Source organism: Isoptericola sp. GX10416, from assembly GCF_056590155.1.
The window spans coordinates 1-21,486 of record NZ_JBWPVO010000004.1 but is presented as its reverse complement, the minus strand read 5'-3'; the positions used below and the strand labels follow the sequence as shown (position 1 = coordinate 21,486).

At 68.4% G+C, this 21,486-nt stretch carries 16 protein-coding genes and 1 pseudogene; 5 read left to right on the top strand and 12 right to left on the bottom strand.

What is annotated here, in order from left to right:
• Positions 1-142: 142 nt before the first annotated feature.
• Positions 143-1,240 carry an EcsC family protein gene (locus tag ACWAT2_RS07855; RefSeq protein ID WP_402374576.1) on the top strand — a complete coding sequence of 366 codons (1,098 nt, stop codon included), beginning with the start codon at positions 143-145 and terminating at the stop codon, positions 1,238-1,240.
• Between the two features lie 230 nt (positions 1,241-1,470).
• Here ACWAT2_RS07855 and ACWAT2_RS07850 read toward each other — a convergent pair whose 3' ends face one another.
• Complete coding sequence (locus tag ACWAT2_RS07850; RefSeq protein WP_402374574.1) at positions 1,471-3,774, bottom strand: hypothetical protein; 2,304 nt, start codon at positions 3,772-3,774, stop codon at positions 1,471-1,473.
• Positions 3,775-3,932: 158 nt separating this feature from the next.
• Between ACWAT2_RS07850 and ACWAT2_RS07845 the strand changes: the two genes are divergently transcribed.
• Positions 3,933-4,361: a hypothetical protein gene (locus ACWAT2_RS07845; protein ID WP_480048748.1), complete on the top strand. Its 429-nt coding sequence runs from the start codon at positions 3,933-3,935 to the stop codon at positions 4,359-4,361.
• Positions 4,362-4,381: 20 nt separating this feature from the next.
• Positions 4,382-5,362, top strand: coding sequence for a viperin family antiviral radical SAM protein (locus tag ACWAT2_RS07840; RefSeq protein WP_402374570.1), 981 nt, complete (start codon positions 4,382-4,384; stop codon positions 5,360-5,362).
• A gap of 252 nt (positions 5,363-5,614) precedes the next feature.
• Here the strand turns inward: ACWAT2_RS07840 and ACWAT2_RS07835 are convergent, their stop codons facing one another.
• Positions 5,615-5,743 carry a hypothetical protein gene (locus tag ACWAT2_RS07835; RefSeq protein ID WP_402374568.1) on the bottom strand — a complete coding sequence of 43 codons (129 nt, stop codon included), beginning with the start codon at positions 5,741-5,743 and terminating at the stop codon, positions 5,615-5,617.
• A gap of 104 nt (positions 5,744-5,847) precedes the next feature.
• Between ACWAT2_RS07835 and ACWAT2_RS07830 the strand changes: the two are divergent.
• Positions 5,848-6,171 (top strand): annotated as a pseudogene (locus tag ACWAT2_RS07830) (3'-5' exonuclease family protein); the annotation flags it as partial.
• Positions 6,172-6,188: 17 nt separating this feature from the next.
• Positions 6,189-6,422, top strand: coding sequence for a 3'-5' exonuclease family protein (locus tag ACWAT2_RS07825; protein WP_402375120.1), 234 nt, complete (start codon positions 6,189-6,191; stop codon positions 6,420-6,422).
• Here ACWAT2_RS07825 and ACWAT2_RS07820 read toward each other — a convergent pair.
• The 10 genes from ACWAT2_RS07820 to ACWAT2_RS07775 form a co-directional block, all read right to left on the bottom strand.
• Complete coding sequence (locus ACWAT2_RS07820) at positions 6,416-7,192, bottom strand: HIRAN domain-containing protein (protein WP_402374566.1); 777 nt, start codon at positions 7,190-7,192, stop codon at positions 6,416-6,418. The genes ACWAT2_RS07825 and ACWAT2_RS07820 overlap by 7 nt on opposite strands.
• On the bottom strand, positions 7,189-7,962 hold the full coding sequence (locus ACWAT2_RS07815) for a hypothetical protein (protein ID WP_402374564.1): 774 nt from the start codon (positions 7,960-7,962) through the stop codon (positions 7,189-7,191). Before ACWAT2_RS07815 ends, ACWAT2_RS07820 begins: the two co-directional genes overlap by 4 nt.
• A 41-nt stretch (positions 7,963-8,003) precedes the next feature.
• Entirely contained in the window at positions 8,004-8,267 is a 264-nt protein-coding gene (locus ACWAT2_RS07810) for a hypothetical protein (protein ID WP_402374562.1), read from the bottom strand.
• Positions 8,268-8,665: 398 nt separating this feature from the next.
• On the bottom strand, positions 8,666-8,926 hold the full coding sequence (locus ACWAT2_RS07805; protein ID WP_402374560.1) for a hypothetical protein: 261 nt from the start codon (positions 8,924-8,926) through the stop codon (positions 8,666-8,668).
• An 84-nt stretch (positions 8,927-9,010) separates the two neighbouring features.
• Entirely contained in the window at positions 9,011-10,924 is a 1,914-nt protein-coding gene (locus tag ACWAT2_RS07800; RefSeq protein ID WP_402374558.1) for a DUF262 domain-containing protein, read from the bottom strand.
• Between the two features lie 13 nt (positions 10,925-10,937).
• A complete protein-coding gene (locus ACWAT2_RS07795; RefSeq protein WP_402374556.1) occupies positions 10,938-11,636 on the bottom strand; it encodes an 8-oxoguanine DNA glycosylase OGG fold protein in 699 nt (232 codons plus the stop codon).
• Complete coding sequence (locus tag ACWAT2_RS07790) at positions 11,636-12,607, bottom strand: DUF2510 domain-containing protein (protein ID WP_402374554.1); 972 nt, start codon at positions 12,605-12,607, stop codon at positions 11,636-11,638. The genes ACWAT2_RS07795 and ACWAT2_RS07790 overlap by 1 nt, the downstream gene beginning before the upstream one ends.
• Before the next feature lie 13 nt (positions 12,608-12,620).
• Positions 12,621-12,977, bottom strand: coding sequence for a TM2 domain-containing protein (locus ACWAT2_RS07785; RefSeq protein WP_402374552.1), 357 nt, complete (start codon positions 12,975-12,977; stop codon positions 12,621-12,623).
• A 107-nt stretch (positions 12,978-13,084) separates the two neighbouring features.
• Entirely contained in the window at positions 13,085-17,989 is a 4,905-nt protein-coding gene (locus ACWAT2_RS07780) for a class I SAM-dependent DNA methyltransferase (protein ID WP_402374550.1), read from the bottom strand.
• Entirely contained in the window at positions 17,989-21,015 is a 3,027-nt protein-coding gene (locus tag ACWAT2_RS07775) for an SNF2-related protein (RefSeq protein WP_402374548.1), read from the bottom strand. Before ACWAT2_RS07775 ends, ACWAT2_RS07780 begins: the two co-directional genes overlap by 1 nt.
• Between the last annotated feature and the right edge of the window lie 471 nt (positions 21,016-21,486).

Below are 21,486 nucleotides of genomic sequence, written 5' to 3'. Positions count from 1 at the left end.
GGCATCGTTTCAGACTCCCGGGGCAACTTGTCCACGATGACCAGCACTCGTGGGTGGTTTGCTGGCCCTGACACGACCAACAGTGGGTGAAATCGTCGAGCAGGTCGTTCGGTGGGATGGTTCCGTCTGCCACTATCCGGCTGTGGAGCAGCCGACTGAGTACGAGATGCACGCTTGGAGAGACCTCGTCGAGGGCAAGGCGCGAGCGACGCGGAAGGTCAGCCGGTTCATCGAGGAGAAGTCGGTGGATGCGGTTCGCGCCACCGCTGAGAAGGCTGGAGCGATTGCTCGAAGATCACCCCTTCTCGTCAAGGCGGGTGAGTCCGCCAGGGGTGCGGCGGAGCGCATGAGGGACTCTGTACCTGAGGATGTTCGCAAGCGGTCTGCGGACTGGGCCGGCGAGGTCCTGGAGTCGGCCGGGAAGACTGTCGCTCGAGTAAGCCGTATTGGCCTCACGCCGGACGGCATCGTGGCGAAGCACGTAAAACGGGGTCACGCGGTCGAGACGCTGACCGACATTCGGGGCCTCGACCTGGAGCGAGTAGACCGAGTCCGGGGGCGGAACCTCGATCTGTTGTACGCAGGCCTCGGAGCAACCTCGGGGGCGGGGGCAGGGCTCCTCATCACAGGGGGTCAGGTCGGCGTCGGTTCGGGCGTCGCGTCCGGCCCGGGTGGTGCGGTCGTGGTGGCGTCGATGACCGCGGACGTGGCAGCGGTTGTCAGCCTCGCTTCGAGGGCGGTCGGTGTCGTGGCTCTCTCGTACGGGTACGACCCGGAGCGGCCGGAGGAGAAGATCTTCGTCAACTCCGTCATCAATCTGGGAACGGCTAGCTCGACGGCGGCCAAGGAAGCGGCCTTCGCGGACATCGCCCGACTCACGCAGCTGCTCATCAGGGGTTCGACGTGGAAGAAGCTCAGCGAGTCAGTTCTCGTCAGAGTCGCGCGGGACATCGCCGCCAGACTCTCGATCCGCTTCACCCAGCGCTCTCTGGGCAAGTTGCTGCCCGTGGCGGGCGTCGTGGTCGGGGCCACCATGAACTGGTCGACACTCGAAGCAGTCGTCGACTCGGCAGACATCGCCTATCGGCGACGCTTCTTGCTGGCGAAGTACCCGCATCTTGCGGACGACGGCGACATCCCTGTCGTCGATCGCTTCGGTGACGAGGACGCCGCCTGCGGGAGCGACGAGTCGATCACTATCGATGAGGGCTTCTGGCGGGATGCGCGTTCGGCCACTTGAGCTGGCGGGCGTGGTCAGCGATCTGACGCGGATTCAGATGCTCGGCTTGAAGTCTGTTCCGAGCGCGCTCCTGAACCGTAGCCCTACGCGCCGGGCGGATCCAGTCTCCGCCTCGACCACGGCGTCGGCGACCGGTTGATGTGGGTGCCTGGACCTCACCGCCTTGACCTGGATGCGCGTCCGGGTCGTGTGTCGAGGATATGCGACCACGGGCGAGAACTGTCCCTCTGTTACTGGGCCGCGAGGATCTCGTCGTCGTCGACCATCAGGTCGTCCAGCTCTCCATCGAAGGCGCTCGCGGCTGACGCTGCAGCCTCCCAGCCGGCTTCGCGCTCGAGGTCGATCCTGTGTAGAAGGGCTTCAATACCCTTCTCCGTGAGGCGGCGACCCGCGAGCACGGCCTTCATCGCCTCGTCCGTCAGGAACGCTTCGCCCATCTCCTTGCCGAGCATTGGTGCCCTGGGACGTGCCGGCCCGGGACTGATCTCCGGAAACGCATGTCGGACGACGGCCACGTACAGGTCCGGGGGGACGGCCTCGCCGGGGGCAAGCCTCGGGGCAGCGACCTTGGCGACGCGTTCACCGTCCGAATCGTGCTCGAGGGCTCGAGCGAGTCGGCCGGCCAGGTGTGCCGCGGTGCCGGCCGCGACCCAGCGGGGCTGCTTGCGCGTCCCGATGTTGGCGATGCGCTTCCGTCGGCTGGCCTTGGCCAAGAGGTTCGGAAGCCACTTTGCGATCTCCAGGCCCTCGCTGAGGCGGTGGTCGCCGGCAGCGAAGAACGATTCGATGCCGCGACGGTCGGTCTCGCCGGCTGCGCGCAGGTGGGCGACAAGTCGTTCGATCCGGTCGTCGTCCGTCGCCACGTTGTCGTCGTTCGGTTCGGATCGGTCCGCAGCGGAGCGTGGCGAGGAGGAGGACGGCGTCGACCGGTTGATCGAGACTCGCAACTTGTCGAACTGTTCCTCATGCATGTGCCATACGGGTGGCCCGCTATAGGAGAAGACCGCGTGGAGGGGTGTATCTGGCGCGGGCGGCACGGTGTATCGACCCTGAGCGAGGCGGTCGTGCTCGTCGTGCGCTTCGAGCCAGTTCTCGCGCCCCGGGAGCGCTGGAAACTGTGCTGAAACGATGACATCGTCTTCGTTCGTCGTGAGTCGTGGTGTGTCGTAGCCGGCGGCGCGCCAAGCCCGGACCTGTGGACGGCCCGAGCTGCTCTGCCCCGAGCCGGACCACCACGTGCTGTCGCGGACCGCGCCGGTCGGCAGATCGATCCATCCTCGCGTTGAGGTCTGAATCTGGTGGGTGTCCGGGTCGATGCGGAGCAGAGGGACGGAGGCGTCCGTGGTCGCGAGGGCCTCGTAGAGGGCGCGGTAGCGGGTGCCCACCTTCGGGGCAGCGTAGGTGTCTCCAGGCCGCGGCGCGGTGGGCCTGCCCTCAGGAGTGTTGAGCGCCTTGCGGATGGTGGCACGGGCGGCAGCGATGCTGTCGATATCGGCGATCGCGCGATCGATCTGTCTGCTCACGCGAGCGCGCTCCATGAGGAGCCAGCCGTACCCTTGGTTGATCTCCTCGAGGCCATCCGGCAGATCCGCGACGCGGTCCGCTGCCCAGCCGATCGTCTCCTTCAGGAGCCGCTCGCTGTCACTCCCGAGCTCTGCGAACAGCTCTGCGAGCAGGTCGGCGGTCCTGTCCAGGTTGTCGGCGTCGTGGCCGACCGTGAGCTCGGCGATGAGCCTGCCTGTGCGGGCGGCGTCGGTGGGGTCCTCCTGCTTGCGGAACGCTGTGCGCGCATCTTCGAGGATCACTGTTTCTGGTCGGCGGTGGAACTCGTCCTCCAGGCGCGGCAGGAGGCCGCGGAACGTCTCCGCGGTCTCGTCGAACTTCTCGTGGGATGTGTCGCGGCCCTCGGCGTTGTCGTCGTGTGTCGGCAACGAGCGTTCGAGGCGGTGCACAAGTGCCTTCCGTGCCACCGCCAGTGCGAGGTCCACAACAGAACGAACCGAGGACATGACGTTGCGGTGCACCTCTTCGGCAGCCGTGGTCCAGCTCGCGGGCGCTGCGGTGTCGTCGAGCGGGTCGATGTAGCGCAGTCCCAGGGCTTCGGTGAACTTCATGATCTGAAGCAGATCAAGCCCGTGCGTGCCCTCGATGACACCGAGGAGCTGCTCGCCGGAGCAGGTCGTCCGCCAGCAGGCGGCTGCGAAGGCCTCGTCCATCGTTCGTCCGTCCGGCGTGCCCGCAAGCGCGAGGAACGAGGCCACCCGGTTGCCGACCAGGGCCCGGACCTGAACATGCAGGTCGCGTTCGGAACCGTTGGCCCGGGAGGCCGCCTGGAACTCGTCGATCGGGTCGAAGCTCCCGTCGTAGCCGGGCTGCGGCCAGTACCACGCCAGTACCGCAGCGCGCAGCGTCGTGGAGAAGTGCTCGATGGACGCGACGTCGGAATTCTCGCCGGGTAGGAGGCCGTAGCCGACGACGTCCCGCAGGAACTCGATCGAGCGGTGCGGGTCAGTGGCGAGGGTCAGCGGGGTCATGGTCGAACGATAGCAGGCTTTTTGCAGCCGATCTTTACGGCATGTTGCGATCTGCCGCCGGGTGTGCCAGGGTTCACCAGAGCAACATGCCAGAAGGCGTGACTGCAGAAAAGGAGAATCTCGTGCAACCTGCTCGACGCCGTCGCTTCGGGGCCATCGTGGACATCGAGAACACTGTCATCCGTGGCGGCCATCTACTTCCGCGTGCCATAGGGCTTCCCCTGATCGAGGCAGTCCGCACCCGCGCCGAGGGCATCCCCACGCGGGTCGCCAGCGGCCGGAACGTGCTCGTTGAGTACATGCCGGTGCTCGCAGGCGTCGGTTGGTCCTTCACAGCAGTCCCCGCTGTGAAGGACGCCGCCGACATCGCCCTCGTCGAGGCGGGCTACGACTTCGTCGATCGCGGTGTCACGGACCTTCTCGTCGTGAGTGGTGACCACGCCTTCGTCGAGCTCGCGGGGTCAGCACGTCTGCACGTCGTCGCCCACGCCGACCACCTCGGTCGTCGGCTCCGCCTCGCCGCGACGACCGTCACCTGCCTTCCGGCACTTCGATTCGACTGCAGGCCGGCCACCACGGCGGCCTGACCATGAACCAGGAGACACCGATGTCGTCCCTTCCCGCCCCTGCCCGCCGGCGTCTGACGGCGAACTTCCACTTCATCAAGAGCTGCAACTTTCGCTGTGACTACTGCTATGCGACGTTCGCTGACCTGGTCGGGCGTCCCGTCCTGCCCGACGAGCAGCTCTTCGAGCTCACCCGTCGGCTGGCCCGTCGGCACACCAAGGTCACGCTCGTCGGTGGCGAGCCCACCCTCTACCGCCGGCTGCCCGATCTCCTGGGCGCTGTGAAGGCTGAGGGCGCACTGACCAACCTGGTTACGAACGGCTCTCGCATCGATGTCGCCTGGCTGCAGGCGAACGCCGCGAACCTCGACTTCCTGACCATCAGCATCGACAGTGCGAGCGCCGACATCCAGCACCTGCTCGGGCGCGCAGCTCACGGAGGGAAGACGTTGTCGGTCGAGCACTACACGACGTTGGCTGACGAGGCTCGCCGCCGCGGCATCGTGGTCAAGCTCAACACCGTCGTGACCACCCGCAACCAACGCGACGACATGGCCGACCTCGTCCGCAGGCTCGCACCCGAGCGCTGGAAGCTCCTCCAGGCCGCTCCGGTCGAGGGGCAGAACGACAGGTTCATCGCGGACCTGACTCCGACGCGCGACGAGTTCGACGAGTATGTCGCCCGTCACCGCGACGCGCTCACCGAGAGCGAGATCCGAGTCGTCGATGAGCCGATCGACATGATCCGTGGTTCCTACATCATGGTCGACCCGCTGGGTCGGTTCTTTGACAGCGCCGACGGAACCCACCGGTACAGCGATCCGATCCTCGACGTCGGCATCGACGCCGCGTTCGCGCAGGTCGAGTTCGACCCGGACAAGTTCCATGCACGAGCCGGGGACGCCGACTATGCCGCCCGGCCCGATGACACGGTCGGAGGCGTCAGGGTCGGTGAGCGGGCCTCCACGACCACCAGCCCAGCCGCGCTCGAGCTGGCTCGCTACACGTTGGAAGGGAGGTGAAAATGATGGCGACGAACCGCTTCAGCAGTCGCTTCGGAGGATCCGGTGCGACGTCGCGCACGAGCAACTCGTCCACACGCGGTGTCAGCCCGGCCCGCCTCCGTCAGAAGTCCGGCCCGGGTGGCACCTTCAACGGGTACACGAAGGTCAACCGTGGCGACGGGACATTCAGGATGCGCAAGTCTGGGAGGTGACAGCTCGGGCTCAGCGGGTCGACGGCGTGCCGACCCGCTGAGCTCGAAGTCCCATCACCTACGGACGGTCACCGGCGCCGTCAGAGGTGATGCCGCCGTGGCGTGCGATCTCCCCGTCCGTGGTATCGGCGAGCAGCTCGACCGCAGATATGACGTAGCCGTCCAGATGCTCGGGTGCGGCGGTCACTCTGGCTTGGATCTCGTCTCGATGGTTGTCCATGGGCTGGCAGTGCCATCCACAAGCCGGGACATGTCCCACGTGTCCGGCGTTGCCACCGGTAGCCTCCCTTGATGACTGAACCGGCGCACGCCTCCGACATCACGGTGGTGCGTGGGAACCTGTCCGACAAACTCGTCGACGCGTACCGAGGGGCCGGCCCGATCGCCTGGGATACGGAGACGTCCGGCCTCGACGCGACGGTGGACAGCCTTCAGCTGTGCCAGCTGTCCGCCCGTGGGGTGGGTACGACGTTGGTGCAGCTCGAAGGGGGACGCCCGAGTGGCCTGGTCCGGGTCTTGCCAGATCCGTCAGTGCGTGTCGTCATGCATCATGCGCACTTCGACCTGCTCTTCATGCGTATCGCCTGGGGCGCACGCGCCGCCAACGTCCGGTGCACCAAGATCGCCTGGGCGTGGGCCTGCCGAAGGAAGCAGTCAGGACGAGCGACTGGGCTTCGACGGTGCTGTCGTCGGAGCAGATCGAGGACGCCGCGAACGACGTCGTCCACCTCCTCGACCTGTACGACAGGCTGGAGGAGGACCTGGCGTCAGCCCGCCTCATCGACATCTACGACGCGTGCTGCGGGTTCCTGCCCGCGAAGACCGAAGTCGCGGCACTCGGGATCGAGGACATCTTCGCTTACTGACCCAGCGACTCGGGGACCGTCCGCCACTCCGACCCCCTGAAGAACTCGAAGTCTCCCAGCCCGGACGCGGCGAGTTCCGCCAGGACGCGAAGGTGCGCCGGTGCGTCGGGTCCGTTGGCTCGAAGCACTCGGGTCTCGACGTCCGCGCGCACGGTGACCCGGTGCAGGTCTCGGAGAAGGAGGTCGGGCACCCAGCCGAGCACCGCGCCGTCCTCGGTGGTGACGAGCACGGCTGCTGGGTTGGCCTCGTTGTTGGGTTCTGCGACCAGTTGAAGGCGCTCGCCGACGGTCAGGCCTCGAATCGTGCGCTCGCGCTCCTCCGGGCTCCCTGGAGCATTCCGGGTGCCGTGGACCAGGAACGGGTGGACGACGGTTCCGCCGATGACCTCGGGGACGGGGAGGAGCTGGAGGCGATCGACCTCCCGGGTCCCGTGGGATCGGGCGAGCAGCTCCCACGGTTCGTGCTCCTCCGGCGTCAGGCCGAGCTCGGCGACGTACCGGAGGTAGTCAGGACGGCGCGGACTCATCGCGCGCTGTGCGAACAGATGAAAGAGGTTCTCGCGCTGGTATCGACGCTGGACGTCCGGGAAACCCACGAGGGGCCGAAAGCCGTCGATCCGCAGGACGGTCTCCAAGTACGCGAACCGGTATACCTGCTCGCTGCGTTCGAGGACGCCGACGGGCGTGGTCGGGCACCGCCGAGCGACGATCATGCGCCGGGTGCCGGTTCCCTGCTGCGCGGAACGTCGGCGGGCGGCGTCGCCGGTCACCAGGCGCCCTCGTCGGGGAACTCCTCCAGGAGGGCCTTCTGCACGTCGGCCGGTAGCAGGGTGGAATAGACGATCTGCCCCGCACCAGGCTGGATGCCGAGCACTGCGGCCGGCTCGGCCTGCCATGCGTCGCTGGGGATGCCGGGAACGCTGTCGAGGACGACGGCGATCATCCGCGGGTCGACGAACCCGTCGGTGCCCAGCGCGAGGTACGCCTCGTCACGGCAACGGACCTCCACAAGGAGCCGATGCTGGTCCAATTCCAGCGCCCACCCGTGGCCGGAGCGGACAGAGCGAGCGATGAGCCGGCGGATGTCGCGTCGGATCGCGAGGACCGCACGTGTCGTCGTCTCCAGCTGGAGACGACGAGTGTCCGCAGCCTCGGGGAGCAGCCATCCCGAGTCGGGCTCGCCGGTGCCACGGCCGTTGCGGGTGGCGGTCGCGGCAAGATCGGCGTAGAAGTCTCCGAGGCTGCCGTCCTCGCGTCGGCCGGCAGCGGCGAGCCACCAGCCGCTCAGGACGTCGTCGGTATCGGTCACTTCGCCGACGGCGCCACGCCACCTCCCGGCACGTCGCTTGAACCAGACTCGGTCGGTGAGGCTGATGATCCGCTCGGCGGAGCGTGCCTCCACCTGGGCTGGGACGTCCTGAGCGCGCTCTACCAACGGATGGTCGACGTCGTGGAGGGCAACTTCGAGAGGCGGCAACGACTGCCCGAGATCGTTCTCGAGGCAGCGCACCGTGGGGCGTACGGGAGGATTCTCCGCCATGCCGGATCACGGTACCGGCCACGGCCGACACCGACCCTGTTTCAGCGCTCGGTGATGCCGCCGTAGCGCGTCATCTCCTCGTCTGTGGCGTCGGCGAGCAGTCCAACTGCGGAGGTGACGGATCCGTCGAGCTGCGCTAGTGCCTCGGTCACGCCGGACTGGATCTCGTCTCGGTGGTTGTCCACGTACTCGCGTACCGCACGGGCGAGCACGTCCTTCTTGGACCTACCGAGGAAGTGCGACGTCTGGGTGAGCAGCTGGTCGGTCGCGGCGTCAACCTTCACGGGGGCGAGTGTGGTGGCCATGACTCTCTCCTGTAGGGACCAGGCAGGATACGTTGATACCGAAGGTAGCGGCAAGTACCTGGGTACCAGGGTACTCGGACTGCAGACTTTGGCGCGCGAGGTGCCTGCCGCACCCTGTACACCGGCACAGACCTCCTACGCAGGAAGCGCTGTCCAGGCGGTTGCCGGCCAGCCCGGGACGCGACCGGTCAGAACAGTCCCTCGGTGGATTGCCCGCGGCCGAGAGAGAATGCCAGATGCTGGTGGCGACAACGGGTGCGCACCACCGCGCCCACGGAGTGGGCAAGCCTCCGGACGTGGCAGTGCACCAGACGAGGGCGAGACCTGGACCTGGCGTGACGAGCCATCGCACGAGGTTCCGTGTGGCGAGGGGGAGATCAAAATGGCCGGCGCTGCCATCAGTTCGACGCCGACAGGTCGCGGGCCTTCCTCCATGCTTCGGCGACCGGGGCTTCCATGCGGTAGTGCCACTGCCCGGCAATCTCGATAGAGCCGAGCGGCGGATTCGAACGCTGGTAGCGGGTGTAGACGAGTCGTGAGAGCGCCCCTGACACTCTGGCGACTCGTTGTGCGGTCAGTCCGAGCGGCTCGAGGTCGTCACCGCGCAGCGGCATTCCGGGGCGCTCGAGGGCGACGTGGTCGAGCACGCGCAACGTCATGGGTGTGGCTCGGCCGGCAATCTCGCTGAGCTCGGCGGTCGTCCACGGGACTCTAGCCAGGTCCGCCGACGCAGTCTCGGCAACCTACTGCTCAGAGGCGTGGCCGGGGTCGACGGCTTCGGCCACGGTCTCCGGAATCGATGACTCCGGCGGGCCGGGCCACACGCTGCAGATGGCCTGGGTGAGATTCTTGGACCGGGCCCGGATGTTCTCGTCGGTCCACGCGTCCGGATGCTGCTTGACGATGTGCTTGGTGAGGACGAGGAGCGCGAAGTCCTCGAGGAGCCCGCGTTTGCCGCGACCTGCCATGCCGCCGGTCTTCATCCCGGTCGCCTCGGAGTCGGTCCAGGGGCGGTGGGACAAGGACCCGTTGAGTGGCTGCGTCACGAGCGTCAGGTTCCCTAGCGTGTTGACGAGCTGGTCGCGTGCCGCAGCGGCCTCTGGCCCGAGGCGTGGCTCGGTGTCCCAGTGGGTGCGCCAGCCCTGCGGCATCACGTGCTCCACCTGCAGCTTGGGCGGCTGCGGTAGGTCCTCGTTGAACTTCGTGCGCAGACTCGTCTCGACGGCCCACAACACCTCGGCGATCCGTGACTGCCGGATGTTGCCGTAGAGGCGCAGGCCGGGCAGCACGGCGAGCATCTGCTCGTCCGTCGGCCAGTACCGGGCGTCCGCGGACTGTCTGGCGAGGTAGTCGCGGACGGCGTCACCAGCAGTGTCCACAGGCGCGTCGGCCACGACCTTCAGGATGGCGACCATGACTTGGTTGACGCCCTTCATGGTGGCGCGGACGAGGGTCCGACGGATGACCCAGCTCTCCAGCGCGTTGAGCCCTACGGCGACCTGAGACGCAGGGACCTCGTGGTTCTCGGAGACGAACCACAGCAGGAGCGGGCTGGTGGCCGCGAGCTCCATCGTCTCCACGACGCGCGAGTGGAAGGAACCCTCGGGCGATGTCGGATCGAGCTGCGTGAGCTGCCGGTAGGTGTCGGCGTCGCGTCGCATCGCACCGAGGAACTCCTCTGCGCCTGTCGCGTCCGCCATGTGCGGCTTGGCGTACTGGGTGAAGGTGCGAAACACCTGCTCGGTCTTCACCTCGTCCCGCATCCGCATGGTGAGCCAGTACTGCAGGAAGATGTCGATGCGGGACCGCATCTGCCGACCCTGGGTGATCTCCGCGCGCCACCACTCGTCGTCGAAGTCGACCCAGTGGGTGTCGGGCCACTTGTCGACGTCGGCCCCGACGTCGGTGCCGACCTTGTAGACCCAGTTCTTGATGAGGTCGGCCTTGAGCAGGGGTGTGCCGCGGTCGTTGAGGGTCTCGAAGATGAGCTGCGAGTCGTCGTGCCCGGTGAGGTTGATCGCGACGACGTAGAGGCCGTCCTGCAGCGTGGACGTCAGTGCCCAGGCTCGCTGCTCCTCAGTGCCGGGCGGGAGGTTGCCGTCATCGTCGGGCTTGCCCTCGAGCCACGCACGGGCCTCGCTGCTGAAGAACCGGTGGGCCTCGAGCACCCGGTGCTCGCCGTCGGACGGCCGACTGTCGTCCATGGCCTGCTCGAACGCGGCGCGGTCCTGGCGGGAGGGCCAGAGCTTGAAGCGCTCAGGCTTGCCGCGGAAAGCCGCGGACTTGTTCAGGGCAAGGTCTTCGAGGTCCTCGGCGAGCGTCTCGTGCCCACGCGTCGAGATGGCGGACTGCACGGCGTCGATGACGAGCTGGAGCGTCGTGGTGCGCTGCTGGCCGTCGATCACGAGGTGACGGGTGACGTCGCCGACGACGGGCGGCCGCGACTCGTAGACGATCGCGCCGAGGAAGTGTCGCTCCGGGTCGACCGCGGCCCCGGACTCGGGCGGTACGTAGCTCACCGCTACGCGGAGGATGTCCTCCCACAGCGGCGCCCACTGGTCCTCCTCGTTCCAGACGTAGGGGCGCTGGAACGAAGGGATCTCGTAGTGCATCTTCCCGTCGAACAGCTGCCGCGGTGTGAGTGCGTCGGCCTTCATCGTGACTCCTTCGTCAGACGGACTTGCCGTGGCGGAAATAGGCGAGCTCGATCTCGTCGCGGCGCACGTGGCGGCCCAGCTCGTCGGAGGCGATAGCTGCCTGCTCGGTGGCAACGGCGAGCCACTCGGGATAGCGGGACGGCGACCACCCGTAGGTGGGCTCCGACCAGCCGTGGAGCGCGTTGAGCGACTTCACCACGAACTGGTCCATGATCAGCGCGCCGTCCGGCCGATCGACCCTCGACGCGTCGGCGACGTAGAGGAACTTGGTGAAGAATGCCGGGCCCAGGTGCTTGATCGACCCTGGGCCGCGGTGCAGCGCCCGGTAGGCCATCGTCGGGCCGTCCGCGGCGAGCGCCTCGACGGAAGACTCCAACCGCTTCTGCAGGTCGGCGGGCTCGGTGTCGCGAAAGGTGCGTGCTCGTCGCCCGACGAGGAACGCGAGATGCCCGGTACCCCAGACATAACCTGCCAGCAGGGCGCGGGACTCCCAGCCCGCGCTCCCATCGCCGGTCGCGAGCATCCGGCCACGGTCGATGCGGTGATATCCGCGGCCGCCCGGGTCGCCGGGGAGCTCGTGAAGCCACGCCGACACGGACGGGTCGACCCGGCCGGTCCACCAGTTGGGACGGAACTTGAAATCCTGGCCGAGCAGGTCCTCCGTCCCGCTGAGCAGGTCGAGGATCTGCTGTCCTCCGGCCAGTGCTGCCATCAGGCGTGTCCTCCAATTTCGCGGCGCGGCGCTGCGACATGTCCGATCTTCTCGGGATGCTCCGCAGTCCGCACGTCGCCGACCATGCGGAGGAGCTGGGCTAGATCCAGCCCGTCGCGCAGGTGCGGGTTGGCATCCAGGGTCAGCCGGATGCGCTGTGCACCCTGCTCCGGAGTGAGTCGAGCGAGCTCGTGCTGCGCTGCCAGCAGGGTCGGGTCGGCGTCGGCGATCCGAGCATGGACCAGCCTCCACCACAGCTCCTGCTCCATGGCGGCGACCGCGGCCCAGGCACGGCCGTGAGCCTGCCACTCGGCGCTGCTCATCGTGACCGAGGTTTCGGAGCCGTCGGCGGGGAGCGCGCGCGGCAGCGACGCCTCGGCCGCACGGACTGCCGGGGCGGTCCCTGGGCGTGGTGCGACGTGGTGTGTCCAGCCGTGCCCGTCCCAGTAGCGCAGGTGCGCCGCGTCCGAGGGGTCCGGATACCACTCGGCCGGCATCGCCGGTGGTGCTGACATCGGCGCGACATGGTGGGTCCAGCCGCGCCCGTCCCAGTAGCGCCACTGCGTCGTGTCCGACGGGTCCGCGTACCAACTGGCCGGGGTTGCCGCGGCGGGAGTCGAGGCCTCGTCCGCGACTGCTTCGCTCTGCCGCTCGCTCCTCCGGTACTGCATGTACTTGAACCCGACGGCGCCGATCGCGATGCCCGCCCCGACGGCCAGAAGCGCTCCTGGGATCTCGAGCTCGTCGTCGACGACGTGGCCGGCGTGGACGGGAACTGCCGTGTCTTCCGAGGACTTCGCGGGGTCCACCTCGTCGCCGATCACCGTGTGCGACAAGTCGTTCGTGTCCCGGTCTCGTGCAAGGTCGCTCTTGTACCCCGGGTGGGCGCGGGAGTCGGAGAGCTCTGCGCCCTCCCTGACGTAGACCTCGCGAATCTCCTTGCGATACCCGTCCGGCGCGTCTGTGCTCATCGTTCGCCTCGTCTCATCGCAGGCCCACTCGGCGCTCGGCGTTGATGCGTCTCACCTGCGCCGGGAGGGTGAACAGGTCGACGAGCCAGCCGATCAGGAACCACGCCACGGTGAGGAGGTAGCCCACGCCGCGCCCGACCTTGCCGAGGTAGAAGTGGTGCACGCCGAGGTAGCCGACAAAGAACCACAGCACGTACGCGACGGCGAGCGACTTGTCGGGGCGCGGGTAGTGGCCGTAGGGGGTCGGGTAGACGGGCTGCGCGGGAGCAGGCGCCTGGTGCTGCCACTGGCTGCTCGCGCCGGTGCCCGGAACCGGCGGGAGCAGGGGCGCCGGCGGCGGTGGGCCGTAGCCCGGCGGAGGCGGCGGCATCGTCGGAGGCGACGATGGCGGTGGGTAGCCCGAGCCCGGCGCAGGGGCGGACGACGCCGGGCGGGGCGGCGGGAGGTTCGGTGGCACGCTCCCGTGCGGCATCTCGGTCATGAACGACCCTCCTGGATGCGGGACTCGAAGGCGGCGTAGGCCTGGCGCATGTGGTCCTCGCGGTCAAGCGTCTCGAAGGGGAGCTCGTAGAGGTAGTCGACGCCGCTGCCGGGGTGGGTGGAGGTGAGGTCCTCGTCGGAGTACCGGCCGTCGTTGCCACCACGCTTGCGCCAGGTGGTCAGGATGGCGTTGGGGACGATGCGGCCGTTGGCGTCGTAGTGATCGCGGTTGCGGTCGTAGCCGAAACGGATCGGAAACTGGGTGCGGTAGATCGTGCACAGCTCGTCCGCGGTCAGGCCCAGGGAGAGGGCGACGAGGACGTCGATCTCCAGCATCGCCTGGCGGCGGTCCTCGGCCCGGCGGAGAGGCGTGTCCGGCGTCCACACCGGCCCGACGTCGCCGAGGTCGACCCAGCCGGTGCGCTCTGGGAGGCCCGTCCACTTGTCCTCCCGGAATTCAGGGTCGTAGCACGCGGCCCATAGGTCGGCGTAGGCGTCGGTGACGCAGTTCAGTCGGAGCGTCCGAAGAATGATCTCCGGCGCGAGTGGGCCCCACTCGATGCGAGGGAGTCGCGAAGCGGTGCCCGATCGGATCGTTGACTTTGGGGCCGCGCGGATCGCGAAGTCGGAAACGAGTGACTGGAATCCCGCTGCGGTGAGTGCGAGCTCACGAGGATGCTCGTCCGGTAGGCCAAGCGAGTAGATCCCATCCACGTGCGCCGCCCCGGGCGGGATGATCGCGGGAATCAGCGTTCGTTCGCCGCCGTTGTCCGCCATGTTCCTCCAGGCGAGGCGGTAGAAGGCACGGGCCGACACTGTCTCGGTGCGGATGACGGTGCCGTCGGTGCGGGTGGTGATTTCTGCATCGCGGAAGTACTTCGGGTCAACGGCCGGGACCTCGTCGGCGGGGTGGCCGTCGGGGCCGATCGCGACGTCGCGGGTCCAGTGGGTGTAGGCCGCGTCGTAGGCCGTACGGTCGCCGTGCGCTTGGTACGAGGTGGCCGGGATTGCAGCAGGTGTTAGAGATTCCAAGTCAACTGCCGACCAGTCCTGTTTGTTCGCAATGGTTGGATTTGGGACCTTGAACGACGGATTTGCGACATGTAGATGCGGGCCTTGCAGAACTGAGTCATCCCAAGTCTTCGGGTGGCCCCATTCGGTGTCGAAATGCCCCTTGGTCCGATCGTTCTTTTCGTGCCACCCTGACGAAAACCTCAAGTTTAGAGCGTCCAAGCGCGGAGATCTAGCAAGTTTCTTGAGTGCTTCAAGTGTGGAGCGATTGACGGCATAAACCATCCGGGTCTCGCTCGCGGGAACGGCAGCGTCCTCTCGGAGGAAAGCGTGCCAAACTGACCGGACAGACTTATCAATCAGAATTATGCGGCCCGAGTGGGGGCGCTTCTCCCAGCGATCTGCGGCGTCCTTGATGCCTGGCTCTTCGCCGTCGCCACCATGATGTAGCGAGCGTGCCGGAGTGTCTGGATGGAATAGCGAAGTTGACTGAAGAAACTCGGGTGACTCTGGTGTTCCATATATGTGCACGCCGTAGGCGATTAGCGGTCCGATCTCGAACAGTCCCAATCGATTCACGAACAGCCAGGTTCGCCGCAGCATTCGATAGCATGTTGCGCGCAGGCGTCTAGCTCTTTCGTCAGTAAAATGGGTGTCCGGATGGATTAGCCCAATCGACCCTACGGGCGCGATGTGCCGCCATGCCTGTTCCATGAAGCAGCGGTAGAGGTCAGGTTGGAGTCCGCTCAGGTGCGGGTAGTCCTGCACCGAGCTGACGAATTCCTTGGTGACCTCGACGTCGCCGATCGCGCTCACGACGAAGTCCGCAATCCCGTGGAGTTCGAGCGTCGCTTCGCGCCGTTCCTTGACTTCCGCCTGTGTCGCCTTGCCCTTGAGTTGCCACCACGGATCGCCTTCAGCGAGCAGTGCCTCGACGTCCACCATCGGCCGCACCCATGGCGGGTTCCCCACTTGTAGGTCGAACCCGCGGCGAGCGGCGAACACGGGCGCGAAGTCCAGCTCCCAGTGGAAGAACCCTTGCCGCTCGGCGACCTGCTGGCACACGCGCAGCCACGGGTGGTCGGCGAGCACCCGCTCAGGCGCGACGGCCCCGGCAAAGGAGAGCTCGAGCTCCTCGGCCTCATTGAGCTCGTCCCAGTCTGCGGTCGACGCGAACGTCTGGTCGCCGCCGCGCCAGGCCTTGCCGCGGCCGGTCCCTCCGGTCTCGGTGTGGACGCCGAGCACGGCGCGCAGCCCGGCGATCCACTCGTCCAGGTTCGGCGGCTCGACGATGCTGGCCTCGCCGTAGCCGTCGGAGGCCTTAACCCGGGTTAACCCGTCCGTCAGCGGCCAGAACCACAGCGCGCACCAAGCGTCCATCACGAGCCGGAGCCGCTGGTAGGCGCCCCGCGCGTCGGCGAGCGCCGCCTCGATCTGCTCGCGGGTCACCTCGCCGCCGACCGGCAGGTCCTCGGCGCCCCAGACATCGAGCGACCGCCGGATCTGCTGCTCGGCGATCTCCAGGCGCCGGTGCGCGAGGTCCCACAGCACCTCGACGCGGTGCCCCAGCTTCACCAGCTCGTCCGTCTGCTTCTTCGACGGCGTGACGAGCACCGACTTGCGCCACGCCTTGAGCCGGGCGAGCGCCTCGGGCGCCAGCTCTTTGGCTTCCTTGGCCTCGACGGCGCTGCCCCACCCTGCGGCGGGCAGCAGGAAGTGGTGGATCCGGCCGTCCACGTCGCCGAGCGAGCTGGTGCGCCCGGCCGCGCGGTCGCCGTCGGACGGCGCGAGTGGCACGTCGGCGGGCACGGACTTGAGCCATGCCTTCTTGACGAGCTGGTCGCGGCGGTAGACGGCGCGCCGTGCGCCGATGAGCGAGTTGCCGCGCCGCAGGTGCAGGCCGAACCAGGGCGCACTGAGGCCCTTGCCCATGGTGTCGAGCCACAGGGAGATCTCGGCGAGCTCCACGGCGGTGCCGTTGAGGTCCACGCCGTACACGTTGTGCAGGGCGATGTACGCCTTGACCTTCTGCAGCTCGCGCGCGTACTCGTCGGGCTCGATCTTCACGCCGGTCTCGGCCTGACGGCGCCGCAGGTAGGCGGCGGCCAGCTGGCGCACCGCCTCGATGGCGAACGCGCCGGACCCGAGGGCCGGCTCGCAGACGGTGAGGTCGAGGATCTCGCGCGCCGAGAGCTTGCGCGGGATCTCCCGGCCCTTCCACTCCACCGACTCCGGGTCGGGGTCGTCCGGGCCGATGAGCTCCACGAGCGCCTGGGAGACGGTGAACCGGGTCAGCACCTCGGGCGTGTAGTACGACGCCGACTGCTGCCGCTCACGCCCCGCGAGCCGGAACACGAACGTGCCCTGCTCGTGCACCACGGGCTTCGGTTCACCGGTCACCGGGTCGTCGAACGCCACGAAGTCCTTGGGTGCGATGCCCTGCGACCGCACGACAGGGACCACCCAGGAGCCCTTCTCCGCGTTGCCGTCCTTGGCGACCTCGTGCAGATCCTCGGTGGCGAAGAAGCCCGTGTAGCTCATGAGGCCCTCGTACACGGCGCCGAGCTGGTTGATGCCGAGCTCGGCGTACGAGATGAACCCGCGGTCCTTGCCCCTCGACTCCTTGCTGAGCAGCAGGTGGCGCAGCACCTGCTGCAGGGCGGCGTTGCCGAGCCCGACGGCGTCGATCAGCGCGGTCGCCTGCGGCAGGAAGAGATCAGCCTTGAGCGGGCTGAAGGTCAGCCCGGCGTCGCCCGCCTCGGGACCTGTGCCACCGCCGTCGTGCCCCGTGTCGACCATGCGGAACAGCGTGCCGAGCGACTCGAAGAGGTGGGTGCCGTGCTCGGCCGCCGGGCCGGGGAGCTCGACCAGCGTCAGCTCGCGGAGGCGGTCGAGGCTGTAGCCGCGCTCGTAGACCGGGTCGCCGACGGGCAGGACGCCGAGCTCGGGGGAGGCCTCCGCGTACAGCAGGAACAGGACGCGGTACAGGTACCGCAGCGACTGCCGCGCGAGGTTCTGCGCCTCCGCCTGCGGCAGCGGTTCGAGCCCCTGGGCGGCACGACGGCGGACCACCTCGTTGGCGATGATCTCGATCGACAGCCGCACGCCCTCGCGCAGGTCCTTCGAGACGCCGACGGTGTGCTTGACCGACTCCTCGAGCACACCGGGCCACCAAAGGTTGCCCTCGGGGTCCGGGGCGAGCGAGGCCGCCTCGACGCACGTCAGCGCGCGGTCGGTCTCACCGCCGCGCTTGTCGTCAGCGCGCTCGGCGACGAGCTGGAGGTCGACGGCCAGGTACCGGCCCTCGGCCCAGCGAGCCTTCTCCGCCACCAGCAGCCAGCCGCCCGCCAGCACGAGTGCGTAGTCCGGCCCCTCGTCCTGGACGAACAGGTGCGAGAGCAGCCGGGCCACCGAGTAGATCTGCGTCTTCTCGTCAGCCTGGTACGGCTCCAGGAGCGTTCGATCCTGCCGTGAAGGCTTGGCCGGGTCGCCCTTGGCCAGCAGCGACTCGACGTCCTTGACCGCGACCGCGTCGACGAGCACCAGCGGCGCCTTGGCTTCCAGCCCGGTCGCGTGCACCCATTCGACCGGGCCCTCGCGCTTGGCCTGCAGGGCCGCCGTCGTGTAGCCGAGGACGGAGCGCAGCCGCTCGTACAGCTCGGGCAGCACGGCGAACCGGCCGCCCTCCTCGCCGAGACCGGCAAGCGTCGAGAGCAGGTCTGCCCGGGCCGCGACGAAGCGCGTGCGGGCCGACGGCGCGTCCGTACCGCCGTCGTCCCATGCCCTACGCCGTTCCAGGACCTTCGCCTGGAACGACTGCTTGCCGTCCGTGGAGAAGTAGTGCTCGCTGATCCAGTCCTCGCCGACGACGATCGCGTCACTAGCAGCCATCAGGTGTACTCCTCGGTGCTGTGCGTCTCGGCTCCCGGCTCGGGAAGGTCGAGACCGGGCGGGACGACGACGAGCAGCGGGCGCAGCAGGGTGCGCTCCGGCAGCATCTCGCGCGCCAGGCGGGACTCCTCGTCGATGTCGGACTGCCGGTTCGTGATGCCGGTCCGGGCGGCCCCCACCTCGCGGCTGATGAGCGCGGACGCCTCCAGGCGCCAGTGCCTGCTGCGGTCCAGCCAGGCCTCGACGCGCTTCTTGGCGGTGATCTCGATGGAGGTGATCTGGTCGCCCACCGCGCTCTCCGCCGAGCGCACGGCCTGGCGCACGTACGGCTGGAGCCCCGATGCCCCGGCGACGCCGCCCTTGTTCGTGGCACCGAGGTGCAGCGCCTCGATCGCGGCCGCGGCGGACTCGTGCGGCTTCGGGAGCGCAAAACCCGGGTTGTCGAGGTTCGGGAACGCCACCGTCTGGTACGACGTCGCCACCACCTGCCCGCGCACGTTGTACAGCGCGGCCTGGACGAGCACCGTCAGCTCCTCGAGGTCGCCACGGACGGCGAAGACCTGGTTGCGGCCCAACGACGCGAGCGCCCGGTCCGACGCCCACTCGACGACGGGGTGCAGGGGGCCGAGGAAGTGGGCCTCCGGCCACACCGACGTCGACTCCGCGCTGCGGGCGTTGGCGAGCTCGCGGGTGCCCTGCGCCGCCGTCGTCGCCAACCGGAGCACCTCGGTGACGCGTCGGTCCGCGAGGTAGGACTGCGGGAGCACCTCGAGGCGCTGCCGCAGGTCCCGCGGGGGCTTGAGCGAGGCGACCGAGGCGTTCGCGGCCTTCTTCCACGCCACACCGTTCGAGGGCTCCTGCCCGGGTGTGGTGTAGATCTGCGTGAGGGCGTCCTCAAGGAACGCGAGATCGTCGTCGTACACACCGGTGCGGCCGCCCGTGGGGGCCGCTGCTGGTGCGGGCGGTGCCTCGGTGCTCGCCCCGAGGTTCATGAGCCGGGCCAAGAGGCCTGCGGGGCCGTCGTCGGCCGCGACCTCCTCGACCTCCTTGACGACGCTCTCCAGGGAGCGAGCCTGGCGGAGGACGTCGGCGATCGACTTCTCCTCGGCCGCCACCGAGTACTGGCCCATGAGCGAGGCCGTGTCCCCGAGCGCGTGGTGGGCGTGGTGCTCACGCTCGACGAGACGCGTCAGGACGCGCAGGTCGCCGCCGAACCGGCGTGTGCGCTGCGGGTCCAGCAGCAGCGCCGTGATCTGCGGCGCGTTCTTCTGCCCGTACCGGTCGATGCGGCCGTTGCGCTGCTCGATCCGGATGAGGGACCACGGGATGTCGTAGTGCACCAGGTGGTGGCAGTGGCTGTGCAGGTTCACGCCCTCCGACGCCACGTCGCCGGTCACCAGGACCCGGATGGGGGAGGAGGCGAGCTTGAAGGACTCGACGATCCGCTGCTGGTCGACGTCGGAGAGCCCGCCGTGCAGGACGGCCACGTTCTCCGGTTTGAGGCCGAAGTCCTTGGTCAGCCGGCCCTGCAGCCAGCCCAGCGTCGCGACGCGCTCGGCGAAGACCACCGCACGCATGTCGGAGCCCTTGCCGACGCCGATGCCGCGTAGATGGTCGCGCAGCGCGTCGTACTTCGCCGAGCGCTCGGTGAGCGAGCGGGTCGCCAGATCGTGCAGGCGAGCCAGGGCGGTGCGCTCGGTGGCACGGGTCCCGGTGCCCGCGGTGGCTCGCGCGTCCGGGATGCCGCCGTCGTCGGCGTCCGGCGTGACGAGCGACTCGTCCTCGTCGGAGGTCTCCGTGCCTGCGTCGAGCGCGCGCAGGCGCTTGCGCACGGACTCCTCCAGCGCCGCCGGCGAGGACAGGAACGCCTTGGCGAGAGTCCAGGGGAACAGCGTGGCGCCGCCCCGGCCCGAGTAGGGGGAGGAGCCGCTCGTGGGCCACAACCAGGTGTCCTCCAGCTCGACGGCGATCTCCTCCTCGAGCGGCGAAGGGGTCACCAGGACGTTCTGCGGCTCCTTGCGCTCCGCCCAGTCCGCGCCCACCACCGAGGCGACCTCGGGCGAGTGCCGGTGCCGCCGCACGATGAGGCGCTCGACCTGCTTCTCGTCCAGCTCGACGCCGTCGGGCTTCACCGCCGACGGCTCGAGCATGCGGACCAGCGCCGCGAACGACCGCGGGTCGCCGTTGTGCGGCGTGGCCGAGGCCAGGACCATGGCGTCCGTCTGCCGGGCCAGCATCGAGGCGAGGCGGAAGTTCTGCGTCGACGAGTTCGTGACGTTGTGCGACTCGTCGATGACGACGGCGTCCCACCGGTGGCGGCGCAGGTGCGCCACGTACTTGTCGCTCTTGAGGGTGTCGATCGAGATGATCACCCGCTTGAAGAACGCGAACGGGTTGCGGTTCGCAGGCAGCTTCTGCCGGATCCGCTGGATGCCCGTGGAGTCGAGGCGCACGAACGGCAACGCGAAGCGGGTCCACAGCTCGAACTGCATCTGCTCCAGCACGTGCTTGGGGGTGACCACCAGGATCCGCTCACCACGGCCCCGGCGGGCCAGCTCGGAGAGGATCATGCCGATCTCGAGCGTCTTGCCGAGCCCGACGGCATCCGCCAGCAGGATGCGGGGGCGCAGGTTGTCCGGGTCGAGCGCCTTGCGGACCGCCTCGAACTGGTACGGCAGCGGGTCCGCCAACGCGCGGTGCGCCGTCGTCAGCGAGTCCTCGGTGACCGGGACCGGCGTCTTGCGCAGCATCGCCTCCAGCCAGAGACGGGACTCGCGGTAGCGCGGGGACTCGTCCGCCACGACGGCGGCGTCGGCAGGATCGGCGACCGTGACGTGGTCGATCGCGGTGGAGAACACGGCCTCCGTGTCCCGCACCAGGCCTGACAGGCCGACCACATGGACGAAGTGGCCGTCCGCCGTGGGCTCGACCTGCGTGACGAGCCACTCCTCGTCACGCACGACGACCGTGGAGCCGGGTGCGGCGTCGAACCCGGTGGTCCGTGGCGCCGTCGTCGGTGCTGTCACGCGTGTACCTCTCGGTGGTGCTTGCTACGTGGCGGGGTGCGCCCATTCTTGCCGCCCGGGACGCCGAGTGCCTCCTGCGCGTCAGCGGGAGATCCGTTGCTCCTGGCACGGGAAGCGTAGCCGTCAAATGTAGGCAAAGTGACCGGCGCGGTGGGTGAAGTCGGCGGCATCGCTGGGCGCGGCGGACGCCCGAGCCTCCTTCACGCAGAGGCTGGCGTGTTCACGAACACTCTGGTGCGATGCCACTCCATATAGGACTTACCAGGAGGGCGACCATTGCGCGGGGCCGCTACGCAACCTCGGAGCTGCGGTGCAGTGAAGTAGGCACGCGCGGAAGGATTCGCATCGATCGTGCGTGCCAACCGGTCGGAGACCCGAACGTCCAGATCGTCAGTGAGCCTTTCCCAGTAGCGGGCGTGTCGCCGTCGACACGCCGTACAGCCTGACCTGCGGCAACGCAGTGCGGGACCC

Bases quoted from the DNA above. Each gene is read 5' to 3' on its own strand.
- ACWAT2_RS07850 (WP_402374574.1), bottom strand. From the start codon at position 3,774: ATGACCCCGCTGACCCTCGCCACTGACCCGCACCGCTCGATCGAGTTC.
- ACWAT2_RS07840 (WP_402374570.1), top strand. From the start codon at position 4,382: ATGTCGTCCCTTCCCGCCCCTGCCCGCCGGCGTCTGACGGCGAACTTC.
- ACWAT2_RS07815 (WP_402374564.1), bottom strand. From the start codon at position 7,962: ATGGCGGAGAATCCTCCCGTACGCCCCACGGTGCGCTGCCTCGAGAAC.
- ACWAT2_RS07810 (WP_402374562.1), bottom strand. From the start codon at position 8,267: ATGGCCACCACACTCGCCCCCGTGAAGGTTGACGCCGCGACCGACCAG.
- ACWAT2_RS07805 (WP_402374560.1), bottom strand. From the start codon at position 8,926: ATGACGTTGCGCGTGCTCGACCACGTCGCCCTCGAGCGCCCCGGAATG.
- ACWAT2_RS07800 (WP_402374558.1), bottom strand. From the start codon at position 10,924: ATGAAGGCCGACGCACTCACACCGCGGCAGCTGTTCGACGGGAAGATG.
- ACWAT2_RS07795 (WP_402374556.1), bottom strand. From the start codon at position 11,636: ATGGCAGCACTGGCCGGAGGACAGCAGATCCTCGACCTGCTCAGCGGG.
- ACWAT2_RS07790 (WP_402374554.1), bottom strand. From the start codon at position 12,607: ATGAGCACAGACGCGCCGGACGGGTATCGCAAGGAGATTCGCGAGGTC.
- ACWAT2_RS07785 (WP_402374552.1), bottom strand. From the start codon at position 12,977: ATGCCGCCGCCTCCGCCGGGCTACGGCCCACCGCCGCCGGCGCCCCTG.
- ACWAT2_RS07780 (WP_402374550.1), bottom strand. From the start codon at position 17,989: ATGGCTGCTAGTGACGCGATCGTCGTCGGCGAGGACTGGATCAGCGAG.